At 72.9% G+C, this 22,106-nt stretch carries 25 protein-coding genes and 1 riboswitch; of the genes, 23 read left to right on the forward strand and 2 right to left on the reverse strand.

Features of this window, described 5'->3' with window-relative positions; translation table 11 throughout:
* The 7 genes from prfA to MU522_RS08770 all read left to right on the forward strand — a co-directional run bounded on the left by prfA (position 1) and on the right by MU522_RS08770 (position 5,353).
* Positions 1–1,080 carry a peptide chain release factor 1 gene (gene prfA / locus MU522_RS08740; RefSeq protein ID WP_128188978.1) on the forward strand — a complete coding sequence of 360 codons (1,080 nt, stop codon included), beginning with the start codon at positions 1–3 and terminating at the stop codon, positions 1,078–1,080.
* A gap of 28 nt (positions 1,081–1,108) precedes the next feature.
* Complete coding sequence (locus MU522_RS08745; protein WP_246990658.1) at positions 1,109–2,374, forward strand: MFS transporter; 1,266 nt, start codon at positions 1,109–1,111, stop codon at positions 2,372–2,374.
* A gap of 117 nt (positions 2,375–2,491) precedes the next feature.
* Positions 2,492–3,610 (forward strand): ScyD/ScyE family protein, encoded by a 1,119-nt coding sequence (locus tag MU522_RS08750; RefSeq protein WP_246990659.1) that lies wholly within the window; start codon positions 2,492–2,494, stop codon positions 3,608–3,610.
* Positions 3,611–3,664: 54 nt separating this feature from the next.
* Positions 3,665–4,126: an ATP-binding protein gene (locus MU522_RS08755; RefSeq protein WP_246990660.1), complete on the forward strand. Its 462-nt coding sequence runs from the start codon at positions 3,665–3,667 to the stop codon at positions 4,124–4,126.
* Between the two features lie 71 nt (positions 4,127–4,197).
* Positions 4,198–4,575 (forward strand): hypothetical protein, encoded by a 378-nt coding sequence (locus MU522_RS08760; protein WP_246990661.1) that lies wholly within the window; start codon positions 4,198–4,200, stop codon positions 4,573–4,575.
* 6 nt (positions 4,576–4,581) lie between these two features.
* Positions 4,582–4,645, forward strand: a riboswitch (guanidine-III (ykkC-III) riboswitch).
* A gap of 11 nt (positions 4,646–4,656) precedes the next feature.
* Positions 4,657–4,971 (forward strand): SMR family transporter, encoded by a 315-nt coding sequence (locus MU522_RS08765; RefSeq protein WP_246990662.1) that lies wholly within the window; start codon positions 4,657–4,659, stop codon positions 4,969–4,971.
* Between the two features lies 1 nt (position 4,972).
* Positions 4,973–5,353, forward strand: a complete 381-nt coding sequence (locus MU522_RS08770; RefSeq protein ID WP_246990663.1) for a multidrug efflux SMR transporter — start codon at positions 4,973–4,975, stop codon at positions 5,351–5,353.
* Between the two features lie 201 nt (positions 5,354–5,554).
* Here the strand turns inward: MU522_RS08770 and epsC are convergent, their stop codons facing one another.
* Both epsC and cysK read right to left on the reverse strand, forming a co-directional pair.
* A complete protein-coding gene (gene epsC / locus MU522_RS08775; protein WP_128190145.1) occupies positions 5,555–6,109 on the reverse strand; it encodes a serine O-acetyltransferase EpsC in 555 nt (184 codons plus the stop codon).
* Between the two features lie 11 nt (positions 6,110–6,120).
* Positions 6,121–7,050, reverse strand: coding sequence for a cysteine synthase A (cysK, locus tag MU522_RS08780; RefSeq protein WP_246990664.1), 930 nt, complete (start codon positions 7,048–7,050; stop codon positions 6,121–6,123).
* Between the two features lie 124 nt (positions 7,051–7,174).
* On the opposite strand from cysK, the gene prmC reads away from it, so the two are divergent.
* The 16 genes from prmC to MU522_RS08860 all read left to right on the forward strand — a co-directional run bounded on the left by prmC (position 7,175) and on the right by MU522_RS08860 (position 22,102).
* Positions 7,175–8,035, forward strand: a complete 861-nt coding sequence (gene prmC / locus MU522_RS08785; protein ID WP_246990665.1) for a peptide chain release factor N(5)-glutamine methyltransferase — start codon at positions 7,175–7,177, stop codon at positions 8,033–8,035.
* Positions 8,036–8,076: 41 nt separating this feature from the next.
* Positions 8,077–8,748 (forward strand): L-threonylcarbamoyladenylate synthase, encoded by a 672-nt coding sequence (locus MU522_RS08790; RefSeq protein WP_246990666.1) that lies wholly within the window; start codon positions 8,077–8,079, stop codon positions 8,746–8,748.
* A gap of 4 nt (positions 8,749–8,752) precedes the next feature.
* Complete coding sequence (locus tag MU522_RS08795; RefSeq protein ID WP_128190149.1) at positions 8,753–9,955, forward strand: MraY family glycosyltransferase; 1,203 nt, start codon at positions 8,753–8,755, stop codon at positions 9,953–9,955.
* The gene (locus MU522_RS08800; RefSeq protein WP_246990667.1) at positions 9,952–10,413 is read left to right on the forward strand and encodes a hypothetical protein; all 462 of its coding nucleotides are present in this window, start codon (positions 9,952–9,954) and stop codon (positions 10,411–10,413) included. Before MU522_RS08795 ends, MU522_RS08800 begins: the two co-directional genes overlap by 4 nt.
* 244 nt (positions 10,414–10,657) lie before the next feature.
* Positions 10,658–11,404 carry a F0F1 ATP synthase subunit A gene (gene atpB, locus MU522_RS08805; RefSeq protein ID WP_246993492.1) on the forward strand — a complete coding sequence of 249 codons (747 nt, stop codon included), beginning with the start codon at positions 10,658–10,660 and terminating at the stop codon, positions 11,402–11,404.
* A 36-nt stretch (positions 11,405–11,440) separates the two neighbouring features.
* Complete coding sequence (gene atpE / locus MU522_RS08810; protein ID WP_281439987.1) at positions 11,441–11,677, forward strand: ATP synthase F0 subunit C; 237 nt, start codon at positions 11,441–11,443, stop codon at positions 11,675–11,677.
* Between the two features lie 7 nt (positions 11,678–11,684).
* Positions 11,685–12,233 carry a F0F1 ATP synthase subunit B gene (locus MU522_RS08815; RefSeq protein WP_246990668.1) on the forward strand — a complete coding sequence of 183 codons (549 nt, stop codon included), beginning with the start codon at positions 11,685–11,687 and terminating at the stop codon, positions 12,231–12,233.
* The gene (locus MU522_RS08820) at positions 12,233–13,015 is read left to right on the forward strand and encodes a F0F1 ATP synthase subunit delta (RefSeq protein ID WP_146357277.1); all 783 of its coding nucleotides are present in this window, start codon (positions 12,233–12,235) and stop codon (positions 13,013–13,015) included. The genes MU522_RS08815 and MU522_RS08820 overlap by 1 nt, the downstream gene beginning before the upstream one ends.
* Before the next feature lie 26 nt (positions 13,016–13,041).
* The gene (atpA, locus tag MU522_RS08825) at positions 13,042–14,676 is read left to right on the forward strand and encodes a F0F1 ATP synthase subunit alpha (protein ID WP_246990669.1); all 1,635 of its coding nucleotides are present in this window, start codon (positions 13,042–13,044) and stop codon (positions 14,674–14,676) included.
* Positions 14,677–14,699: 23 nt separating this feature from the next.
* Positions 14,700–15,584 (forward strand): F0F1 ATP synthase subunit gamma, encoded by an 885-nt coding sequence (locus MU522_RS08830; protein WP_128190154.1) that lies wholly within the window; start codon positions 14,700–14,702, stop codon positions 15,582–15,584.
* A gap of 18 nt (positions 15,585–15,602) precedes the next feature.
* Positions 15,603–17,066, forward strand: coding sequence for a F0F1 ATP synthase subunit beta (gene atpD / locus MU522_RS08835; protein ID WP_128190155.1), 1,464 nt, complete (start codon positions 15,603–15,605; stop codon positions 17,064–17,066).
* Entirely contained in the window at positions 17,066–17,323 is a 258-nt protein-coding gene (locus MU522_RS08840; protein WP_128190156.1) for a F0F1 ATP synthase subunit epsilon, read from the forward strand. The genes atpD and MU522_RS08840 overlap by 1 nt, the downstream gene beginning before the upstream one ends.
* A complete protein-coding gene (gene yaaA, locus MU522_RS08845; protein ID WP_246990670.1) occupies positions 17,320–18,039 on the forward strand; it encodes a peroxide stress protein YaaA in 720 nt (239 codons plus the stop codon). The genes MU522_RS08840 and yaaA overlap by 4 nt, the downstream gene beginning before the upstream one ends.
* A 49-nt stretch (positions 18,040–18,088) precedes the next feature.
* Positions 18,089–19,777: a RecQ family ATP-dependent DNA helicase gene (locus tag MU522_RS08850; RefSeq protein ID WP_246990671.1), complete on the forward strand. Its 1,689-nt coding sequence runs from the start codon at positions 18,089–18,091 to the stop codon at positions 19,775–19,777.
* A gap of 415 nt (positions 19,778–20,192) precedes the next feature.
* A complete protein-coding gene (locus MU522_RS08855) occupies positions 20,193–21,764 on the forward strand; it encodes an HNH endonuclease signature motif containing protein (RefSeq protein WP_246990672.1) in 1,572 nt (523 codons plus the stop codon).
* Positions 21,765–21,766: 2 nt separating this feature from the next.
* Complete coding sequence (locus MU522_RS08860; RefSeq protein WP_246990673.1) at positions 21,767–22,102, forward strand: TfoX/Sxy family protein; 336 nt, start codon at positions 21,767–21,769, stop codon at positions 22,100–22,102.
* Positions 22,103–22,106: the final 4 nt, after the last annotated feature.

Consider the following 22,106-nt stretch of genomic DNA (forward strand, 5'->3'; position numbering starts at 1 on the left):
GTGTTCGAGTCGGTCTCGGGCCTCATCGCCGAGCACGCCGACCTCGAGCTGCAGCTCGCCGACCCGGCGCTGCACGCCGATGCGGGCCGTGCGCGCCGGGTGAACCGGCGCTATGCCGAGCTCAGCCAGATCAAGGCCGCGCACGAGCGCTGGGTGCAGTCGACCGACGACCTCGCCGCGGCGCGCGAGCTCGCCCGCGAGGACGAGGCGTTCGCCGAGGAGGTGCCCTCGCTCGAGGAGGCGGCGCACCAGGCCGAGGAGCGGCTGCGGCGCCTGCTGATCCCGCGCGACCCCGACGACGGGCGCGACGTGATCATGGAGGTCAAGGGCGGCGAGGGCGGCGAGGAGTCGGCGCTGTTCGCGGCCGACCTCGTGCGCATGTACACGCACTACGCCACGAGCCGCGGCTGGAAGGTCGAGATGCTCGAGTCGACGCCGTCCGACATGGGCGGCTTCAAGGACGTGCAGATCGCCGTCAAGGGATCGTCGAGCGACCCGTCCGAGGGCGTCTGGGCGTCGCTGAAGTACGAGGGCGGCGTGCACCGCGTGCAGCGGGTGCCCGCGACCGAGACGCAGGGGCGCATCCACACCTCCACCACCGGCGTGCTCGTCTTCCCCGAGGTCGACGAGCCCGAGGAGGTGCAGATCGATCAGAACGACCTGAAGATCGACGTCTTCCGCTCCTCCGGCCCCGGCGGCCAGTCGGTCAACACCACCGACTCTGCCGTGCGCATCACGCACCTGCCCACGGGCATCACCGTCTCGATGCAGAACGAGAAGAGCCAGCTGCAGAACCGCGAGGCGGGCATGCGCGTGCTGCGCGCCCGGCTGCTCGCGCGGCAGCAGGAGGAGCTGGATGCGGCGGCGTCGGATGCGCGCAGGTCGCAGATCCGCGGCATGGACCGGTCGGAGCGCATCCGCACCTACAACTTCCCCGAGAACCGCATCGCCGACCACCGCACGGGCTTCAAGGCGTACAACCTCGACAGCGTGCTCGACGGCGCGCTGCAGCCGGTGATCGACTCGTGCATCCAGGCCGACGAGGAGGCGCGGCTCGCGGCTCTCGGCGGCGACGCCTGAGCCCGGCGTGAGCGCGGGACCGGGGCGGATGCGTCCCGGTCGTGCGCGGGCCGCGGTGCCGCCCGCCGCCCGCGAGCGGATGGGCGGCGCGTTCTGGCGCTTCTGGAGCGTCGAGGTCGCGACCGAGACGGGCATCGGCCTCGCGGTGATCGCGCTGCAGACGATGGTCGTGCTCGACCTCGGCGGGGGAGCGACCGAGGTCGGCTGGCTGTCGTCGGCGCGGTTCCTGCCCTACGTGGTGCTCGGGCTGCTCGTCGGGGCGCTCGTCGAGGGGATGCGCCGGCGCACGGTCATGCTCGTGAGCGACGTCGTGCGCGCGGTCGTCCTCGGCGGCCTCGCCGCGGTCTGGCTCGCGGGCGGCGGATCGCTGTGGGTGCTGCTGCTGGCGGCGGTGCTGCTCGGCGCGGCGAGCCTCGTGAACGACGCCGCGTCGCAGGCGTTCGTGCCGCGGCTCGTCGACCGCGCCCGGCTGCTGCCCGCGCACCAGCGGCTCGACGCCGGCTCGAACGCGGCGCAGTCGGCGGGCCCGGCCGTCTCGGGCGCGGTGATCGCGTGGCTCGGCGCTCCGGTGTCGCTGCTGGCGGCCGCTGCCGCGCACCTCGTGTCGGCCGGCGTGCTCGCGACGCTCCCGGTCGACGAGCCCGCGCCGCGGCGATCCGCCGGCCTCGGGCGCGCGATCGTCGGCGGGCTGCGCTTCGTGCACCGGCATCCGCGGCTCGGCCCCTTCGCGCGCTGGACGCACGCGTGGTTCCTCTGCAACGGCGCCGCGATGACGCTGCTCGTGCCCCTCGTGCTGCTCGAGCTCGACGCCGGGCCGGCGGGCCTCGGGCTCGCGCTCGGCGTGCTCGGCGCCGCGACGCTCGTCGGCACGGCCCTCGCGGGCGTCGTCGCGGCGCGCCTCGGCATGGCGCGCACGGTGATCCTCGAGCACGCGACGATGCCGGTCGGGTGGGGCATGGTCGCGGCGGCCGCGCTGCTGCCGCTGCCGTCGGCCTCGCTCGCGCTCGGGCTCGTGCTCGCCGGGCTGGCGGTGACGGGCGTCGCGATGGGGCTCGCGAACCCGAGCGAGATGGCGCTCCGCCAGCGCGCGACGCCCGACCGGATGCAGTCGCGGATGAACGCGACGATGCGCACCGTCAACCGCGCCATGATCGTCGTCGCGGCGCCGCTCGGCGGGCTGCTGGGCGACGCGATCGGCATCGGGCCCGCGCTCGTCGCGGTCTGCGCCGGCTTCGCGATGACCGCGATCGGCATGGCGGCGTCGCCGCTCGCTCGCGGCCGCACCGCGGCGTAGCCGTCGGGCGCGGAGGGCACGCGGAAGACGGGGGCTTGTCGGCGCCCCCTGGGTGCGGGATCTTTGGCGGCAGCGGCCCCGGCACCTGCCTGGCCGCGCCTCGCGAAGGAGCGTCCCATGTCTCGCAGATCCCGGACGACAGCGACCGCGGCCACCGCCGCCCTCGTGCTCGGCTTGACGGCCCTCGGGGGCCTCCCGGCGAGCGCCGCCCCGCCCGGCGAGCCCGTCACCGTGGCGACAGGGCTGAACAACCCCCGCCAGCTGTCGATCGGCCCCGGCCACACCCTCTACGTCGCCGAGGCCGGCAGCGCGGCCGCGTGCGAGCCGATCCCCGGCGTCGACGCCGCCTACGCGCTCTGCGGCATGACCGGGTCGGTGACCGAGGTCAGCCGCTCCGGCCAGCGGCGCGTCGTCACCGACCTGCCTGCCCTCGGGTTCAACGGCGAGGTGCTGGGCGCATCCGACGTCCAGGTGCGCGGCACGAGCATCGCCGTGCTCATCGGCGGCATGGCCGGCGCGGCGACGGCGCGCGACGGCCTCGCCGACGCGTTCGCCGACTTCGGCACGCTGCAGACGGGGTCGCTGCGCTCGGCGCCGCTCACCGCGGACGACCTCGCCCTCGTGGCGGACATCAACGCCTTCGAGGTCGCGAGCAACCCCGACGGCAACGACCCGCCCGACAGCAACGCCGTGGGCTTCGCCCCGCTCGGCGCGAAGCACTGGGCGGTCACCGACGCCGGCGGCAACACGCTGCTGACCGCCGGTGACGACGGCGTGAGCACGGTCGCGGTGTTCCCGAACGGCGAACCCGTGCCCAACCCGTTCGGTCCCGGGATGATCCCGCCGCAAGCGGTGTCGACGGATGTCGCGGTCGGGCCCGACGGCGCGTACTACGTGTCGCAGCTGACCGGCTTCCCGTTCCCGACGGGCGCCTCGACCATCTGGCGCGTGACGCCCGACGGCCAGGTGTCCGCCTACGCGACGGGGCTGACGATGGTGACGAGCCTCGCCTGGCGCGATGGCGTGCTCTACGCCGTGCAGCTCGACGACGGCAGCTTCTTCGACGGGCACGTCGGATCGCTGCGCGAGGTGACGCCGGGAGGCTCGATGCACGACGCGGTCGTCGACGGGCTGTCGGCGCCCTACGGCCTGGCGATCCGCGGCACCTCCGCCTTCGTCACCGTCGACTCGGTGTCGTCGGGCGGGGGCTCGGTGCTGCAGATCGACCTGCGCTGAGCATCGATCGGGGGTCGCACGGCGCGTCTCGGGCGCGGGCGTAGGCTCGCGCCCATGGCCCAGGTGACGCTGGTGTGCGGCCCCTCGTGCGCGGGCAAGTCGACGCTCGCGCGCGAGCTCGAGGCCTCCGGCGCGCTCGTGCTGTCGTACGACCGCGAGGCCTGGGCGCGCGGCGTGTGCGACGGGCGGCCGTCGCAGGCGCTCATGGCGCAGATCGACGCCGACTTCCTCGAGCTGCTCGAGCGGGTGCTGCCCACCGGCCGCCCCGTGGTGCTCGACGCGTCGCTGTCGACGCGCGCGGTGCGCGATCGGTGGCGGATGCGGCTGGGCGCGATGGCGGTGGAGTGCGAGCTCGTGGTCGTGCGCGCGCCGTTGCCGACGCTGCTCGACCGGGCGCACGGTCGCGAGCCCGGGCCGGAGTCCGTGGTGCTCGACGACGCGGCGCTCACCGCCTACGTCGCGGGGTTCGAGTGGCCGGGGGAGCGCGAGGCGCACCGCCTGGTCGAGACCGGCTGACGCTGCCGGGCCCCGCGCATCCGCAACCCTCGGCCCCGTGCGTGCGGCCGCCCGCGTGCCAGGATGAGCGCATGGGACCGGTGCTCGCGATGTCGCTCGGCTCGCTCGCGCTCGCGCTCGCGCTCGCGGCGATCGCGATCGGCGTGGTGGTGCACCTCGCCGGGCTCGGGCGCATCGCGCCGGCCGGCCCGATCGGCCTGCCCGGCAGGCGGCTGCGGGCGGATGCGACGGCCTACGCGCGCTCGCACCGCGCGGCCACGCCGCTCACGTGGCTCGCGACCTCGGTGGCGGCCGTCGCGGCGCTCGGGTCGCTCGTCGCCGGCCTCCAGGCGGGGGTCGAGGAGTGGGCCGTGCTCGCCGTGCTCGCCGCGATCGTGCTCGTCGTGGGGCTCGCGCTCGCCACCTGGCGGGCGCACGCCTCGCTCTCTGACGCGGATGGCGCCGGGTAGCCTGGTGACGAGCCCGAGGGCGGGCTCGCGGACGAGGGAGCCGTACCCGCACAGCGACAAGACGGCCGGTGGGGACTCGTCATGTCGTGGGTGATCCTGATCGCGTCCGGCCTCCTCGAGGCCGTGTGGGCCGCTGCGATGCAGTCGTCGAAGGGCTTCCGCCGCTGGCGGCCGACCGTGCTCTTCGCCGCCGCCATGCTCGCCTCGATGGGCGGTCTCGCCTGGGCGATGCTCGAGATCCCGACCGGCACCGCCTACGCGGTCTGGGTGGGGGTCGGCGCCGTCGCGACGGTCGTGCTGCAGGTCGCTCGCGGCGCGGAGCGGCTCACGCTCGTGCGCGCGCTGCTGCTCGTGCTGCTCGTCGGCTGCCTCGTCGGCCTGAAGCTGGTGAGCTGAGATGCGCCCCCGCACCGCCTGGGCCGTGCTGCTCGGCAGCGCCGTGCTCGAGGCCGTCTGGGCGACGGCGATGGGGGCGTCGGAGGGCTTCAGCCGACCGGTCCCGACCCTGATGTTCGCCGTCGCAGCGATCGCGAGCTTCATCGGCCTCGAGCGGGCCGTGCAGACGCTCCCGCTCGCGACCGGCTACGCCGTCTGGACGGGCGTCGGCGGCGCCCTCACCGTGCTCTGGGCGATCGCCACGGGCGCGCAGCCGTGGAGCCCGCTGACGCTCCTCTTCCTCGCCGGGATCCTGGTCGCGGTGGCGGGCCTCGCGCTCACCGAGCGCCCGCATGCTGCGCCCGCGTCCCCGGACCGGCCCGCCGCATCCGACCCCGCCTGACCTGGCCCTCCGCGTCGCCTCGCCCTGAGTGGCGCTCCCGGCGATCGAGTGGCGCCCTGCAACATCGAGTGGCGCCTCCGGCGATCGAGTGGCGCCACTCGGTCGCGCAGCGCGCCACTCGATCGCGCGAGGCGCCACTCGGCAACGCGGCGTGGGGCGGCGGCGGACGGTGCCGAGGCCGCCGCGGTCAGAGCGAGCGGCTCAGATCGAGTACTCGATCTGCGGCAGCTCGGCGGGCGACGTGCGCGCGACCGGCTTCGCGGGCACGCCCACGAGCGTCGTCCCCGAGGGCGCGTCGTGCAGCACGACGGCGTTCGCGCCGACCCGCACGTCGTCGCCGAGCGCGATCGGCCCGAGGATCTTGGCGCCGGCGCCCACGAGCACACGGTGCCCGAGCGTCGGGTGCCGCTTCACGGCCGCGTTCGCCGTGCCGCCGAGCGTCACGCCGTGGTAGAGCATCACGTCGTCGCCGACCTCGGCGGTCTCGCCGATCACGACGCCCATGCCGTGGTCGATGAAGAACCGGCGCCCGAGCCGCGCGCCCGGGTGGATCTCGACGCCCGTCATGAAGCGCGCGAACTGGCTGCCGGCGCGCGCGATCGAGCGCGCGCCGGCGTGCCAGAGGCGGTGGTTGACGCGGTGGGCCCAGACGGCGTGGAGGGTCGAGTAGGTGAGCGCGATCGACAGCGCGCCGCGGGCGGCAGGATCGTGCCGCCGCGCGTTCTCGATGTCCTCGCGGACGTTGAGCAGGCCCATCCGTCCTCCGCTCAGGCCAGGTCGGCGTAGATCGGCATCGACAGGTAGCGCTCGCCGGTGTCGCAGACGATCGCGACGATCGTCTTGCCCGCCGACTCGGGGCGGCGCGCGATCTCGAGCGCGGCCCAGACGATCGCGCCCGACGAGATGCCCGCGAAGATGCCCTCCGTCGCGGCGAGCTCGCGGCCGACGCGCACGGCGTCGTCGAGCTCGACGTCGACGACCTCGTCGTAGATGCCGGTGTCGAGGATCTCGGGCACGAAGTTCGCGCCGAGGCCCTGGATCTTGTGCGGTCCGGCCTGGCCCTTCGTCAGCAGCGGCGAGTCGGCCGGCTCGACGGCGACGACGCGGATCTCGGGGTTCAGCTCCTTGAGGCGGCCGCCGGCGCCGGTGATGGTGCCGCCGGTGCCGATGCCCGCGATGAAGATGTCGACCTCGCCGTCGGTGTCGGCCCAGACCTCCTCGGCGGTGGTCTCGCGGTGCACGCGGATGTTCGCCTCGTTCTCGAACTGCCGGGCGAGGATGGCGCCGGGCGTCTCGGCGACGATCTGGCGGGCGCGCTCGACGGCGCCGCGCATGCCGTCGGGGCCGGGGGTGAGCACGAGCTCGGCGCCGTAGGCCTTGAGGATCGCGCGGCGCTCGACCGACATCGTCTCGGGCATCGAGAGGATCACGCGGTAGCCGCGGGCGGCGCCGACCATCGCGAGGGCGATGCCGGTGTTGCCGCTCGTGCCCTCGACGATCGTGCCGCCGGGCTTGAGGGAGCCGTCGGCCTCGGCGGCGTCGATGATCGCGCGGCCGATGCGGTCCTTGACGGATGCGCCGGGGTTGAAGGACTCGAGCTTCACGAGCACGGTCGCGTCGGTGTCGTCGAGCCGCTGGAGGCGCACGAGGGGCGTGCCGCCGATCGTGGCGGTGATGTCGTCGAAGATGCGCGCCATGCGGATTCCTTTCATCGGGTGGAAGCAGTGCTTCTCACCATACGGGACAGCACCCGAGCAAGCGCTCCGCGGCGGCTCCGCATTCCCGCAGGGCGCGGGCCCCTCGCGGCACTACCGTGGTGCCGTGACGGAACCGACGGTCGGCGATGCGGTGCGGCAGGCGCGCACGCGGCTCTCGGCCGCGGGCATCGAGGGCCCGGACGCCGAGCTGCTCGCCGCGTGGGCCGCGGGCAGCGGGCTCGGCGAGATCCGCGTCGACATGGCGATGGGCCGCTCGTTCGCGGCGGATGCGCTGGGCCGGTTCGCGCACGCGGTCGCACGGAGGGAGGCGCGGGAGCCCCTGCAGCGCATCACGGGCCTCGCGCCGTTCCGGCACGTCGACCTGCGGGTCGGGCCAGGCGTCTTCACCCCGCGGCCCGAGACCGAGCTGCTCGTCGACGTCGTGCTCGAGCACGTGCGCGGCACGGCCTCGCCGCTCGTGCTCGACGTGGGCACCGGCACGGGCGCCGTCGCGATCGCGCTCGCGCGCGAGGCCGGAGCCCGGGTCGTCGCCGTCGAGCAGAGCCCCGCCGCCTACGTCTGGGCCCGCCGCAACATCGCCGAGCTCGCGCCCGGCACCGTGCTGCTCCACGCCGACGCGCGCGACGTCGCGGCGCTCGCGGCCGTCGGGGTGCAGCCCGGCTCCCTCGACGCCCTCGTGTCGAACCCGCCCTACGTGCCGGCCGCATCCGTGCCCGCCGACCACGAGGTGCGGGCCTTCGATCCCCACGGCGCGCTCTACTCGGGCGCCGACGGGCTCGACCTCATCCGCGACCTCGCGCCGCTCGCGGCCGACCTCGTCGCCCCCGGCGGCATCGTCGCGGTCGAGCACGCCGAGCACCAGTCGGCCGCCGTGCGCGGCATGCTCGAGGACGCCGGGTTCACGGATGCGCGCACGCGGGTCGACCTGACAGGTCGCGACCGCGTCACCTCCGCCGTCCGCTGACGGCCCCGGCGGGCGCTCCCGGGCGGCACTACGATTGCGGGGTGGCCGCCACGATCTACGACTGCTCCGACCCCGCATCCCTGCTCGACGGGGTGCGCGCGGCGCGGACGGCGATCGCGGCCGGCCAGTGCATCGTGATGCCGACCGACACGGTCTACGGCATCGCCGCCGACGCCTTCTCGCACAGCGCCGTCGCGGGCCTGCTCGCGGCGAAGGGCAGGGACCGCGGCTTCCCGCCGCCCGTGCTCGTCGCCGACCGGCACATGGCCACCGCGCTCGCCGAGTCGGTGCCCGCGGCGATCGAGCCGCTGCTCGACGCGCACTGGCCGGGCCCCCTCACCGTCATCCTGCGCGCGCAGCCCTCGCTCACCTGGGACCTCGGCGACACCGGGGGCACCGTCGCGATCCGGGTGCCCGACCACCCGATCGCGATCGGCCTGCTGCGCGAGACGGGGCCGCTCGCGGTCTCGAGCGCCAACCTCCACGGCATGCCGGCGCCGACCGAGGCGGCAGCCGCGGCCGAGATGCTCGGCGACCACGTCGCCGCGGTGCTCGACGCGGGCGCCGTCGGCGGCAGCGCGGCGCCGGGGGAGCAGAACGGCTCGACGATCCTCGACTGCTCCACCGAGGGCGTCGTGCGCATCGTGCGCCAGGGCGTGCTGCCGCGGGAGACCGTCGCCGCCGCGCTCGGCGAGCTGCTCGCCCCGGAGTGACGCCGTGATCTTCCTGCTCATCACCGCGGTCGCGGCGGTCGTGACCTTCGTCGCGACGCGCGTGGTGCTGGCAGTGGCGCTCAAGCACGGCATCCACCCGCCCGTGCGCGACCGCGACGTGCACTCGCGGCCGACGCCGCGCCTCGGCGGGGTGGCGATGTGCATCGGCGTGCTCGGCGCGTTCGGCGTCGCCGCCCTCATCCCCGAGCTCTCGGGCGTCTTCGCCGAGCCCGCCCGCATCTGGACGCTGCTGGCCGGTGCGGTCGCGATCTGCGGCATCGGCGTGCTCGACGACCTCGTCGACCTCGACTGGATGCTGAAGCTCGGCGCGCAGATCCTCGTCGCCACCGGCGTCGCGCTCTTCGGCGTGCAGATCGTGAGCCTCCCGATCGCCGGCATCACGGTGCCGTCGGCGACCACGGCGATCATGCTGACGGTGCTCATCATCGTGCTCGTGATGAACGCGCTGAACTTCATCGACGGGCTCGACGGCCTCGTCGCGGGCACCACGATCATCGGCTCGACGGCGTTCTTCGGCTACATCTTCATCATCAGCCAGAACCTCGGGCAGCAGAACGCCTACTTCTCGCTCGCGAGCCTCATCACGTCGATCATCGTCGGCGTGTGCCTCGGCTTCCTGCCGGTGAACTGGCATCCCGCGCGCATGTTCATGGGCGACGGCGGCGCGCTCATGCTGGGCCTCCTCACCGCCGCGAGCGCCATCGCCGTCACCGGGCAGATCGACATCGGCACGATGGGCGGGCGCAGCCAGATCCTGCCCGCGTTCATCCCGGTGCTGCTGCCGCTCGCGATCCTGCTGCTGCCGCTGACGGACTTCGTGCTCGCGGTCGTGCGGCGCCTCCTGAACGGCTCGAGCCCCTTCGCCGCCGACCGCAAGCACCTCCACCACCGGCTGCTCGACATGGGGCACTCGCACCTCGGCGCGGTGCTCATCTTCTACGCGTGGACGGCGGTCGTCTCGGTCGGCTGCCTCGTGTTCCTCATGCAGCCCTGGTGGGTGGCCGTCGGTATCATGGCGGTCGGGTTCATCGTGTGCGCCCTGCTGACGGCGGCGCCCGTCAGCCGCAGGGTGTGGCGCACGTTCCTGCGCGTGCTGCGCGAGCGCCGTGCAGCTCGCAGGGGACTCGAGCCGACCACGATCGACGCCCGCGTCGAGACCAGCATCGACCAGGGGGAATCCCGGTGACCACCAACCAGATCATGCAGCGCATCCTGCTGTGGGGCGGCATCCTCGCCGCCGCCGTGGCCGTCGTGGGCGGGATCGTCGGCTGGCTGCTCGCCGCCGGCGCCGGGGTCGCCTCGGCGCTCGTGGGCACCGCCCTCGCGATCGTCTTCTGCATGCTCACCGCCGCGAGCATCCTGCTCGCCTTCAAGGTCTCGAAGGGCGCCATGATCTCGGGCGCCTTCTTCGGCATCGTGCTGGGCGGCTGGCTGCTGAAGTTCGTGCTGTTCATCGTGCTCGTGTTCGTGCTCGGCGACCAGGACTGGCTGCACCGCGGCGTCGCCTTCGGCGCGCTCGTGGTGGCGGTCATCGGCTCGCTCGTCATCGACTGCGTGGTCATCATGACGAGCCGGCAGCCGACGATCGACAGCGACGCCGACGACGAGACGCAGGGCCGTCCGGCCCGCGGCGCGCAGGCCTGAGCGCCGACCCGCGCAGGCGCCGCGCCGTGCCGCGTTCTGGTAGTGTCGTTCCTGCTCCCCCCACTGCACCGCTCACCATCGAGCGTGTCCGCGCGAGGGGGCGCACCGACGTCGAGACGGCGCCAGGCGCCATGAGGTTGAGGAAGAGACGCTGAACGCCCCTTTGTCGCTGCTGGCCTCTGCTGGAACCGAGCCCGAGCCGTTCCACCCGCCGTCGATCGCGGAGTTCTTCCCGCAGATCTTCCTGTTCGACGAGCCCACGATCGCGTGGCTCGGCGAAGAGGACCCGATCTTCGGCATCAACCGGATCATGCTCATCCGCCTCATCTCGGCGACGGCGATCATCCTCATCTTCGTGCTCGGCACGCGGCGGATGCGCCTGGTCCCGACGCGCGGGCAGAGCCTGGTCGAGATGGGCCTCGGCTTCGTCCGCGACGGCATCGCCTACGACCTGCTCGGCGAGAAGGACGGACGCCGCTTCCTCCCGCTCATCACCACCATCTTCTTCATGGTGCTGTCGATGAACGTGACCGGCATCATCCCCTTCTTCAACATCGCGGGCACCTCGGTGATCGGCGTGCCGCTGCTGCTGGCGCTCATCGCCTACGTCGCGTTCATCTACGCCGGCGTCAAGAAGCACCCGGGCGCCTTCTTCAAGAACGCGCTGTTCCCGCCCGGCGTGCCGTGGCCGCTCTACATCATCGTGACGCCGATCGAGTTCGTCTCGACCTTCGTGCTGCGCCCCATCACGCTGACGCTGCGACTCATGATGAACATGGTCGTCGGCCACCTGCTGCTCGTGCTGTTCTTCTCGGCCACGCACTTCTTCTTCTTCTCCGCCGGCGGCCTCTACACGCTGTTCGGCGCAGGCACCCTCGCCCTCGGCTTCGCGTTCACGCTCTTCGAGCTGCTGGTCGCGGTGCTGCAGGCCTACGTCTTCGCCCTCCTGACCACCGTCTACATCCAGCTCGCGCTGGCTGAAGAGCACTGACCCTCCGGGCAACCGGAACCGCAGAAAGGAAACACCGTGGACAACGCCACGACCGTTCTCGCCGAGATCAACGGCAACATCGCGACCGTCGGCTACGGCCTCGCGGCCATCGGCCCCGCCATCGGCGTGGGCATCGTCGTCGGCAAGACGATCGAGTCGGTCGCGCGCCAGCCGGAGCTGCAGGGCCGCCTGACGGTCCTCATGTACATCGGCATCGCGTTCACCGAGGCGCTCGCCTTCGTCGGCATCGCCACGTACTTCTTCATGGTCTGAGGCACTGATGCTCGCATCAGACCTCTTCCTGGCGGTGGAGGAGGAGGAGGAGCAGAACATCCTCCTCCCCGCCTTCTACGACATCCTCTGGTCGGCGGTGATCTTCACCGTCCTCCTGCTGGTCTTCTGGAAGGTCGTCCTCCCGCGCATGCAGGCGCTGCTCGACGAGCGCGCCGCTGCCATCGAGGGCGGCATCAAGAAGGCCGAGGAGGCGCAGGCCGAGGCAGCTGCGGCGCTCGAGTCGTACAACACGCAGCTCGCCGCCGCGCGCGCTGAGGCCAGCCAGATCAAGGAGCGTGCTCGCGCAGACGCCGCCAAGATCGAGGCCGACCTGAAGGCTCGTGCGAACGACGAGGCCGAGCGCATCACCGCGCAGGCGCACCAGCGCATCGAGGCCGAGCGCCAGGCAGCCTTCTCCTCCCTGAAGACCGAGGTCGGCACGCTCGCCCTCGACCTGTCGGAGAAGGTCGTCGGCGAGTCGATGGACGACAGCCGCTCGGCTGCGATCGTCGACCGCTTCCTGGCCGACCTCGAGCGCGACGGGGCGAACCGCTAGTGGGCAGCGCGACCAGCCAGGCGCGAGCCGGCATCGAGGGCGCTGTCAGCGCGCAGCCGCACGCGGGCATCGACGACGCGCGCGACCTGTTCCGGGCGTCGCGCGCCATCGAGCGGAGCCCCCAGGTGCTCTCGTCGCTGGCCGACCCCGCCTCGACGCCCGACGCTCGCGCGGCCCTCGCGGCGCGCGTGCTCGGGCAGCTCGGAGCACCTGCGGTCGCGATCGTCGCGCACCTCGCGCGCCAGCGCTGGTCCGCTCCCGCCGACCTGCTCGCGGGCATCGACGACGCGGCCATCCGCATCGCCGTGCGCTCGTCGCAGGCCGACGTCGCCGGCGAGATCGCCTCGTTCGAGCGCACCGTCGCCTCCGACGCGCAGCTCGAGCTCGCGCTCGGCGGCCTGCTCGGCTCCGCCGACGCCAAGGCTGCGCTCGTCGAGCGGCTGCTCGGCGGCCGGGCGAGCGAGGCGGCCGCCTCGATCCTCGATCACCTCGTGCGCGCGCCCCGCGGCCGTCGCATCGGCCAGCGGCTGCGCAGCACCGCGAAGCAGGTGGCCGAGGCCTCCGGCAGCTCGCTCGCGACCGTCACGACGGCCCGCGAGATCCCCGCGGCGCAGCTCGACCGACTCCGCGTCGGCCTCGAGCGGCAGTACGGCCGCGCCCTGCAGCTCCAGCAGATCGTCGACCCGGCCGTCCTCGGCGGCCTGCGCGTCGCGATCGGCGACGACGTCATCGACGGCACCGTCCGTTCCAAGTTCACCGACCTGCGCCTGAAGCTCGGCTAGGTCGACAGCCCACCAGAGGAAGACACATGTCAGAGCTCACCATCAGCCCCGACGAGATCAAGGGCGCACTCGCCGACTTCGTCTCGTCCTACGAGGCCTCGGCCTCGACGACGGCCGAGGTCGGCACCGTCATCGACGCCGCCGACGGCATCGCGCACGTCGAGGGCCTCCCCGGCGTCATGGCCAACGAGCTCGTCCGCTTCGCGGACGGCACGCTGGGCCTCGCCCAGAACCTCGACGAGTCCGAGATCGGCGTCGTGGTGCTCGGTGAGTTCGCCGGCATCGAGGCCGGCATGGAGGTCACCCGCACCGGCGAGGTGCTCTCGGTCCCCGTGGGCGAGGGCTACCTGGGCCGCGTCGTCGACCCGCTCGGCAACCCGATCGACGGCCTCGGCCAGATCGCCTCGAGCGGCCGCCGCGCCCTCGAGCTGCAGGCGCCCGGCGTCATGCAGCGCAAGTCGGTGCACGAGCCGCTCCAGACCGGCATCAAGGCGATCGACGCGATGATCCCGGTCGGCCGCGGCCAGCGCCAGCTGATCATCGGCGACCGCCAGACGGGCAAGACGGCGATCGCGATCGACACGATCATCAACCAGAAGTCCAACTGGGACTCGGGCGACGTCAACAAGCAGGTGCGCTGCATCTACGTCGCCGTCGGCCAGAAGGGCTCGACCATCGCCTCGGTGAAGGGCGCCCTCGAGGAGGCCGGCGCGATGGAGTACACCACCATCGTCGCCTCGCCCGCGTCCGACCCGGCCGGCTTCAAGTACCTCGCGCCCTACGCCGGCTCGGCCATCGGCCAGCACTGGATGTACGAGGGCAAGCACGTCCTGATCATCTTCGACGACCTGTCGAAGCAGGCCGAGGCCTACCGCGCCGTGTCGCTGCTGCTCCGCCGCCCGCCGGGCCGCGAGGCCTACCCGGGTGACGTGTTCTACCTGCACTCCCGTCTGCTCGAGCGCTGCGCGAAGCTCTCTGACGAGCTCGGCGCGGGCTCGATGACCGGCCTGCCGATCATCGAGACGAAGGCCAACGACGTCTCGGCGTACATCCCGACCAACGTGATCTCGATCACCGACGGCCAGATCTTCCTCCAGTCCGACCTGTTCAACGCCAACCAGCGCCCCGCGGTCGACGTCGGCATCTCGGTCTCGCGAGTCGGCGGCGACGCGCAGGTCAAGTCGATCAAGAAGGTCTCCGGCACGCTCAAGCTCGAGCTCGCCCAGTACCGCTCGCTCGAGGCGTTCGCGATGTTCGCCTCCGACCTCGACGCGGCCTCGCGCCGTCAGCTCGAGCGCGGCGCGCGCCTGACCGAGCTGCTGAAGCAGCCGCAGTACTCGCCGTACCCCGTCGAGGAGCAGGTCGTCTCGATCTGGGCCGGCACGAACGGCAAGCTCGACACGGTGCCCGTCAACCAGGTGCTGCAGTTCGAGTCCGAGCTGCTCGAGCACCTGCGCAGCAACAGCTCGGTGCTCGGCACGCTCCGCGAGACCAACGTGCTCGACGACGCGACGCTCGCGACGCTCGAGTCGGAGGTCGACGAGTTCGTGAAGAACTGGCAGGGCAAGCCGGAGTCGAGCATCACCGACCCGGGCACGGAGTCCGACAACCCCATGGTCGAGGACGTCAACCAGGAGCAGATCGTCAAGGGCCGTCGCTGACGCGAGCTCGCTGAGGAGGCGGAATGGGAGCCCAGCTCCGGGTCTACACGCAGAAGATCAAGTCTGCGCAGACGACCAAGAAGATCACGAAGGCGATGGAGCTCATCGCTGCATCGCGCATCCAGAAGGCGCTCGCACGCGTGCACGCGTCGACGCCGTACGCCAGGGCGCTGACGCGCGCCGTGAGCGCGGTCGCCACGTACTCCAACGAGGCGCACCCGCTCACGGTCGAGCGTCCGCAGCTCAAGCGCGCGGCGATCGTCGTGCTGACGAGCGACCGCGGCCTGGCCGGCGCGTTCAACTCGCAGATCATCCGCGAGGCGAGCGAGCTGCGGGCGAAGCTGGAGTCCGAGGGCAAGGAGGTCGACCACTACCTGGTCGGCAACAAGGCCGTCGGCTACTTCAAGTTCCGCAAGCGCGCGTCCATCCAGGCGTGGACGGGGCAGTCGGAGACGCCGAGCCCCGAGCTCGCGCAGGAAATCGCCGAGGCGGTGCTCGAGGCGTACGTCTCCGAGCAGGTCGATGAGATCCACATCGTCTACAACCGCTTCGTCAGCATGATGACGCAGGAGCCCACCTCGGTGCGGCTGCTGCCGCTGGAGGTCGTCGAGGCCGAGAGCGCCGAGAGCGCGGAGCACTTCCCGCTGTACGAGTTCGAGCCCGAGCCCGCACAGGTGCTCGACGCGCTCCTGCCGGTGTACGTCGAGAGCCGCATCTTCAACGCCCTGCTGCAGTCGGCCGCCGCGAAGCAGGCGGCGACGCAGAAGGCCATGAAGTCGGCCTCCGACAACGCCGACAAGCTCATCACCGACTACACCCGCCTGCGCAACAACGCGCGCCAGGCCGAGATCACGACGCAGATCTCCGAGATCGTGGGCGGCGCGGACGCCCTCGCCTCGGCGAAGTAGCCACGAAAGGCAAGCACCATGACCATCACTGACACCCCCGAGGTCTCGCAGCGGCAGGCCGGCGTCGGCCGCGTGGCCCGCGTGACCGGTCCCGTCGTCGACATCGAGTTCCCGCACGACGCGATCCCGCCCGTCTACAACGCGCTCAAGACGACCGTCGACTTCGGTGACGGCACCGAGCCGCAGGAGATCACGCTCGAGGTCGCGCAGCACCTCGGCGACGACCTCGTGCGCGCCATCGCGCTGAAGCCGACCGACGGCCTCGTCCGCGGCCAGGAGGTGCGCGACACCGGCGACCCGATCATGGTCCCCGTCGGCGACGTCACCAAGGGCAAGGTCTTCAACGTCATCGGCGAGGCGCTCAACCTCGGCGAGGGCGAGACGATCGAGGTCACCGAGCGCTGGTCGATCCACCGCAAGGCTCCCGCGTTCGACCAGCTCGAGTCGAAGACGCAGCTGTTCGAGACCGGCATCAAGGTCATCGACCTCCTGACGCCGTACGTGCAGGGCGGCAAGATCGGCCTGTTCGGCGGCGCCGGCGTCGGCAAGACCGTCCTCATCCAGGAGATGATCCAGCGCGTCGCGCAGGACCACGGCGGCGTCTCGGTGTTCGCCGGTGTCGGCGAGCGCACCCGTGAGGGCAACGACCTGATCCACGAGATGGAGGAGGCGGGCGTCTTCGACAAGACCGCCCTCGTCTTCGGCCAGATGGACGAGCCGCCGGGCACGCGTCTGCGCGTGGCCCTGTCGGCGCTGACGATGGCGGAGTACTTCCGCGACGTGCAGAAGCAGGACGTGCTGCTGTTCATCGACAACATCTTCCGCTTCACGCAGGCGGGCTCGGAGGTCTCGACGCTGCTCGGCCGCATGCCCAGCGCCGTCGGCTACCAGCCGAACCTCGCCGACGAGATGGGCATCCTCCAGGAGCGCATCACCTCGACGCGCGGCCACTCGATCACCTCGCTGCAGGCGATCTACGTGCCCGCCGACGACTACACCGACCCGGCCCCGGCCACGACGTTCGCGCACCTCGACGCGACGACGGAGCTGAGCCGCGAGATCGCGTCGAAGGGCCTCTACCCGGCCGTCGACCCGCTCACGTCGACCAGCCGCATCCTCGACCCCCGCTACCTGGGCGAGGACCACTACCGCGTCGCGACGACCGTCAAGCAGATCCTCCAGAAGAACAAGGAGCTGCAGGAGATCATCGCCATCCTCGGTGTCGACGAGCTCTCCGAGGAGGACAAGATCGTCGTGTCGCGTGCACGCCGCATCCAGCAGTTCCTCTCGCAGAACACCTACATGGCCAAGAAGTTCACGGGCGTCGAGGGCTCGACGGTGCCGCTCAAGGAGACCGTCGAGTCGTTCGACGCGATCGCCAAGGGCGAGTTCGACCACGTGGCCGAGCAGGCGTTCTTCAACGTCGGCGCGATCTCGGACGTCGAGGCCAAGTGGGCGCAGATCCAGAAGGAGAACGGCTGATGGCTCTGACCGTCAGCATCGTGTCGGCCGCCTCCGAGGTGTGGTCGGGCGAGGCCTCGCAGGTCATCGCCCGCACCACCGAGGGCGAGATCGGCATCCTGACGGGCCACGAGCCGGTGCTGGCCGTGCTCGCCGAGGGTCAGGTGCGCGTCACCGACTCGACCGGCACGGTGCACAGCGTCGAGGCCGAGGACGGCTTCCTGTCGGTCGACCACGACCGCGTGGAGATCGTCGCCAGGAACGCAAAGCTCGCTTGATCGTCCTGCTGCCGCCCAGCGAGACGAAGGCGGCAGGCGGGACGGCGGAGCCGCTGTCGACGGCCAGCCTGGGGTTCCCCGGGCTGGCCGTCGCCCGTTCTCGGGCCCTCGCGGCCCTCGACCGCCTCGTCGCCGCCGGCCAGGACGTCTCGACGCCCGCGAAGGCGCGCGCCGCCGCCGACAACGCCGCTGTGCGCGATGCGCCGACGATGCCGGCGATCGAGCGCTACACGGGCGTGCTCTACGACGCGCTGGGCGCCGCATCCCTCGACGCCGATGCGCGCGACTGGGTCGACGCCCACGTCGTGATCCAGTCGGCCCTGCTCGGCTTCGTGCGCGCATCCGACCGCATCCCCGCCTACAAGGTGTCGGAGCACACGCGCCTGCCGGGGGAGCGGATGCGCGACCTGTGGTCGGGAGCGGGCGACGCGATCGAGGGCTTCGCGCTCGACCTGCGCTCGAAGGCGTACGCGGCCCTGGCGCCGGTCGCCGGCGCCGTGCCCGTCGAGATCGTCTCGCCGGAGGGCAGGGCGCTCAACCACTGGAACAAGGCGGGGAAGGGCGCGCTCGTGCGCTCGCTCGCGGAGGCGACCGTGGAGGCGCCGTCGGTGGATGCGCTCGTGGCGTGGGCGGCGTCGGCCGACGTGCCGCTCACGGGCGCCGAGGGCGGCCTGTTTCTCGTCGTCCAGGATCCGCGGCTCGTCGCCGCGCGCTGAGGCGGGCCCGGTGCAGGCCGTGGTCAGGCGGCCGACCTAGCATCGCTGCATGCCTGTCCGCACCCCTCGCGACGATGCCCGCCCCGACGCGGAGGGGGCGGCCGACGACCGGATCCTGGAGGCGGCGCGCGGCTACGGCTGGCCGAGCCTCCGGCCCGGGCAGGCCGAGGCCGTGCAGGCGCTGCTCGACGGCCACGACGTGCTCGCCGTCATGCCGACCGGGCACGGCAAGTCGGCGATCTACCAGCTCGCCGCGAAGCTCCTCGACGGGCTGACGGTGGTCGTCTCGCCGCTCATCGCGCTGCAGCACGACCAGGTCGAGCAGCTCGAGGGCCTCGGGGCCGACCCGGCGGTCGCCGTGAACTCGTCGCAGCGCGTCGGCGAGCACCGCGAGGCGTGGGAGGAGCTCGAGGCCGGCGAGGCGGCGTTCGTCTTCCTGGCGCCCGAGCAGCTCGCTCGCGACGAGGTGCTCGAGCGGCTCCGCGAGCTGCGGCCGTCGCTGCTCGTCGTCGACGAGGCGCACTGCGTCTCGGCGTGGGGCCACGACTTCCGGCCCGACTACCTGCGGCTCGGGCACGTCGTCGAGGCGCTCGGGCATCCGACCACCGTCGCGCTGACGGCGACCGCCGCGCCGCCCGTGCGGGAGGAGATCGTCGAGCGGCTGCGCATGCGCGACCCGCGGCAGGTGGTGCGCGGGTTCGACCGCCCCAACATCTTCCTCGAGGTGCAGCGGCACAGCGACGACGACGAGCGGCGCGAGGCGCTCGTCGCGCGAGCGGTCGCCGAGGCGAAGCCGGGCCTCGTGTACGTCGCGACGCGCAAGGACGCGGAGCGCTACGCGGCCGACCTGTCCGCGGCCGGCGTGCGCGCCGAGGCGTACCACGCCGGGATGGCGCGCGCCGAGCGCGAGCGGGTGCACGCCGCGTTCAGCGACGGGAGCGCCGAGGTCGTCGCCGCGACGTCGGCGTTCGGGATGGGCATCGACAAGCCCGACGTGCGGTTCGTGCTCCATGCCGCGCCGCCCGACTCGCTCGACGCCTACTACCAGGAGATCGGCCGCAGCGGCCGCGACGGCGAGCCGGCGCTCGCGGCGCTGCTGCACCGGCAGGAGGACTTCGGGCTGCACCGCTTCCGCACCGGCGGGACCGCCGACGAGGAGATGCTCTCGGCCGTCGCCTCGCGCGTGCGGCGGGCGAAGCAGCCCGTGCCGCCTGCGCGCCTGCGCGAGCGGCTCGAGGTCGGGGCGAGCCGGCTCACCGCGGCCGTGAACCTGCTCGAGCAGGTCGGCGCCGTCGAGACGACCGACGAGGGCGAGCTCGTCTGGAGCGCGGGCGCCGTGCGGCCCGCTGTCGAGGAGGCGGCGCAGATCGCCGAGGCGCGGCGCCGGGTCGACCGCTCGCGGGTCGAGATGATGCGCGGCTACGTCGAGACCGGCGGATGTCGCCGCCGCTACCTGCTCGGCTACTTCGGCGAGGAGCTGCCGGAGCTGTGCGGCGCGTGCGACACGTGCCGCTCGGGCTCGGCGGCGCGGGTCGAGGAGGCGCGCGCGGCCGCTGACGAGGCCACCGGGGGAGCGGACGACTGGCACGTCGGCCAGCGCGTGCGGCACGAGGCGTGGGGCGAGGGCGGGGTCGTGAGCGACGACGGCGACCGCATCACCGTGCTCTTCGACGAGGAGGGCTACAAGACGCTCGCGGTCGAGGTGCTCGCCCGCACCGGGGCGCTGCAGCCCCTCTGACCCCTCCCGCCGCTCCCGCCCCGCTGGTCGAGCCGCGGCGCCGCCGCTCCCGCCCCGCTGGTGAGCCGCGGCGCCGCCGCTCCCACCCCGCTGGTCGAGCCGCGGCGCCGCCGCTTCCACCCCGCTGGTCGAGCCGCACGGCCGCCTCCACCGCTGGTCGAGCCGCGCGGCCACCTCCACCGCTGGTCGAGCCGCGCGGCCGCCGCAGGCGGCCTCGCGAGTCGAGACCACTCCGCAGCGTGCCCGCCCGCTCCCCATCCCGCTTGGTCGAGGAGCGCGCGGGCGCAGCCCGCTCGCGTCACGAGACCACGTGCGGCCGGGCGTGGAGTGGTCTCGAGACGGCCGGCTCCGCCGGCCTCCTCGACCAGCGGATGGGGGCGGATGCCATGTCAGTGCCCCGTGGTTTCATGCCTGCATGGACGGCGACTGGGGCCTCGACGCGGAGGACTACATCGCGTCGATCCGCGCCGGCGCGATCGACCCGTATGGCCGCACCGCGGCCGAGCTCGAGGACGAGCTCGCCGCGTTCGACCGGGACTGGGGCGAGCGGCTCGCGGCGCTCACGCCCGACGAGCTGGAGGCGGTCGTCGAGGGGCGCATGCAGGTCCCGCCGTTGCCCGGCCCGGCCGAGTCCGAGCGCGCGGCGTGGCTGCGCCGCGAGGAGCAGTTCACCGGCCAGATCAAGGCGCTGCAGGCGCAGCGGGCGCGCCTCGAGGCGCGCGAGCGGGAGCTGCTCGCCGGCCGCTTCCAGCGCGTCCGCGACGAGGGCGGCGAAGTCGTGACGGCGCTCAAGGAGGCCGCATCGATCCTCGCCGCCGAGCTGCGCCAGTCCGACCGCGGCATCGAGCAGCGGATGGCCACCGCGTGGCAGATCGTCACCGAGCTGCCCGCCGCGCACGAAGCCCACAAGACCGGCCGCATCAGCGCCGGCCACCTGCGGGTGATCGAGCAGGCCACCCACCCGCTGCGCATCGACGTGGACGCCGACCCCGCCGAGCGCGCCCGCGTGGAGGCGGAGCTGGTCGCGATCGCGGAGACGACGACGCCGTCGCGCCTGCGGTCGCGGTCGAAGCGGATCGTGGACCGGGTGCTCACGCAGCCGCTGCAGCAGCGGCACCGGGTGGCGATGGAGCGGCGCGACGTGTGGATGGTCGACGCGGGCGACGGGATGGTCGACATCGGCGCCCGCGTGCCCGCGGTCGTCGGCGCCGGCATCTTCGACCGGCTGACGCAAGCCGCCCGATCGAAGCCGAAGGACGACCCGCGCACCTGGGACCAGTTCCGCGCCGACGCGCTCTGCGAGCTGCTCCTGACCGGCCAGACCCCCGACGACCTGCACGCGACCAACGCGCTGACGGCCACCATCGCGATCACCATCCCGGCGACCGAGCTGCTGCGCGAGACCGACGACGCGGACGAGCCGCAGCTGCGGTTCCCGGCGCTGCTCGACGGCCGCGTGCTGGTCGACCCCGCCACGGTGCGCACGCTCGCCGCCGACACCGCCACCTGGGAGCGGCTCTTCACCCATCCGGTGACGGGACTGCCCGTCACAGTCGACACCTACACGCCCAACCGCGCCCAGCGCCGCTGGCTCCGCGCACGCGACGGCCGCTGCCGCTGGCCCGGCTGCGACAACCCCGTCAACCGAGCCGACCTCGACCACACGATCGACCACGCCTCTGGCGGACCGACCAGCATCGAGAACCTGGCGCACCTCTGCCGAAGGCACCACACCATGAAGCACAGCACACGATGGAGCGTCCGGCAGCTGCCCGACGGCGTGCTCGAGTGGACGACACCGCTCGGCAGGGCCGTCCGCGACGAACCCGAACCTCAGGGGCCGCGCTTCGCCGAGACCGACGCGCCCTGGGGCACGCTGCCGGACGACGGCGGGCCGCCAGGCGAGGCGCCACCCGAGCGGGCGCATCCGCCGGACCTCGTCCCAGCCGTACCCTTGCCCTCGCCGGCGCCAGGCCGGAGCATCTGAGCATGCCGAACGCACCCGAGACGCTGGAGCGCATCCAGGACGCCTTCGACCCGCTGCCCGTGCGGCTGCGCGCGATGTTCGGCGAGCATGCCATCTACTGCGACGACCGGATCTTCGGCTTCATCTGCGACGACACGCTGCTGCTGAAGCTCGTGCCCGAGGCGGAGGAGCTCACCGCGGCCCTCCCGCGCGGCGAGGCCTACCCCGGCTCGAAGCCCTACGGCATCGTCGACGACGATCGGCTGAGCGACGTCGAGTGGCTGCACGAGGTCGCGCAGACCATCGCGGCGACGCAGCCGCCCAAGCCCGCGCGAGGCCCTGGCGCGGGGCCGAGGTAGCGAC

Origin of the sequence: Agrococcus sp. SCSIO52902 (assembly GCF_022983135.1) — a bacterium.
In the GTDB taxonomy this organism is placed as follows: domain Bacteria; phylum Actinomycetota; class Actinomycetes; order Actinomycetales; family Microbacteriaceae; genus Agrococcus; species Agrococcus sediminis.

Coding starts and splice junctions, on each gene's coding strand:
- MU522_RS08855 (WP_246990672.1), top strand. CDS start 20,193: ATGGACGGCGACTGGGGCCTCGACGCGGAGGACTACATCGCGTCGATC.
- MU522_RS08815 (WP_246990668.1), top strand. CDS start 11,685: ATGCTCGCATCAGACCTCTTCCTGGCGGTGGAGGAGGAGGAGGAGCAG.
- MU522_RS08765 (WP_246990662.1), top strand. CDS start 4,657: ATGTCGTGGGTGATCCTGATCGCGTCCGGCCTCCTCGAGGCCGTGTGG.
- MU522_RS08840 (WP_128190156.1), top strand. CDS start 17,066: ATGGCTCTGACCGTCAGCATCGTGTCGGCCGCCTCCGAGGTGTGGTCG.
- MU522_RS08755 (WP_246990660.1), top strand. CDS start 3,665: ATGGCCCAGGTGACGCTGGTGTGCGGCCCCTCGTGCGCGGGCAAGTCG.
- MU522_RS08830 (WP_128190154.1), top strand. CDS start 14,700: ATGGGAGCCCAGCTCCGGGTCTACACGCAGAAGATCAAGTCTGCGCAG.
- MU522_RS08745 (WP_246990658.1), top strand. CDS start 1,109: ATGCGTCCCGGTCGTGCGCGGGCCGCGGTGCCGCCCGCCGCCCGCGAG.
- MU522_RS08860 (WP_246990673.1), top strand. CDS start 21,767: ATGCCGAACGCACCCGAGACGCTGGAGCGCATCCAGGACGCCTTCGAC.
- MU522_RS08850 (WP_246990671.1), top strand. CDS start 18,089: ATGCCTGTCCGCACCCCTCGCGACGATGCCCGCCCCGACGCGGAGGGG.
- epsC (WP_128190145.1), bottom strand. CDS start 6,109: ATGGGCCTGCTCAACGTCCGCGAGGACATCGAGAACGCGCGGCGGCAC.
- atpA (WP_246990669.1), top strand. CDS start 13,042: ATGTCAGAGCTCACCATCAGCCCCGACGAGATCAAGGGCGCACTCGCC.
- MU522_RS08760 (WP_246990661.1), top strand. CDS start 4,198: ATGGGACCGGTGCTCGCGATGTCGCTCGGCTCGCTCGCGCTCGCGCTC.
- cysK (WP_246990664.1), bottom strand. CDS start 7,050: ATGGCGCGCATCTTCGACGACATCACCGCCACGATCGGCGGCACGCCC.
- atpD (WP_128190155.1), top strand. CDS start 15,603: ATGACCATCACTGACACCCCCGAGGTCTCGCAGCGGCAGGCCGGCGTC.
- MU522_RS08750 (WP_246990659.1), top strand. CDS start 2,492: ATGTCTCGCAGATCCCGGACGACAGCGACCGCGGCCACCGCCGCCCTC.
- MU522_RS08770 (WP_246990663.1), top strand. CDS start 4,973: ATGCGCCCCCGCACCGCCTGGGCCGTGCTGCTCGGCAGCGCCGTGCTC.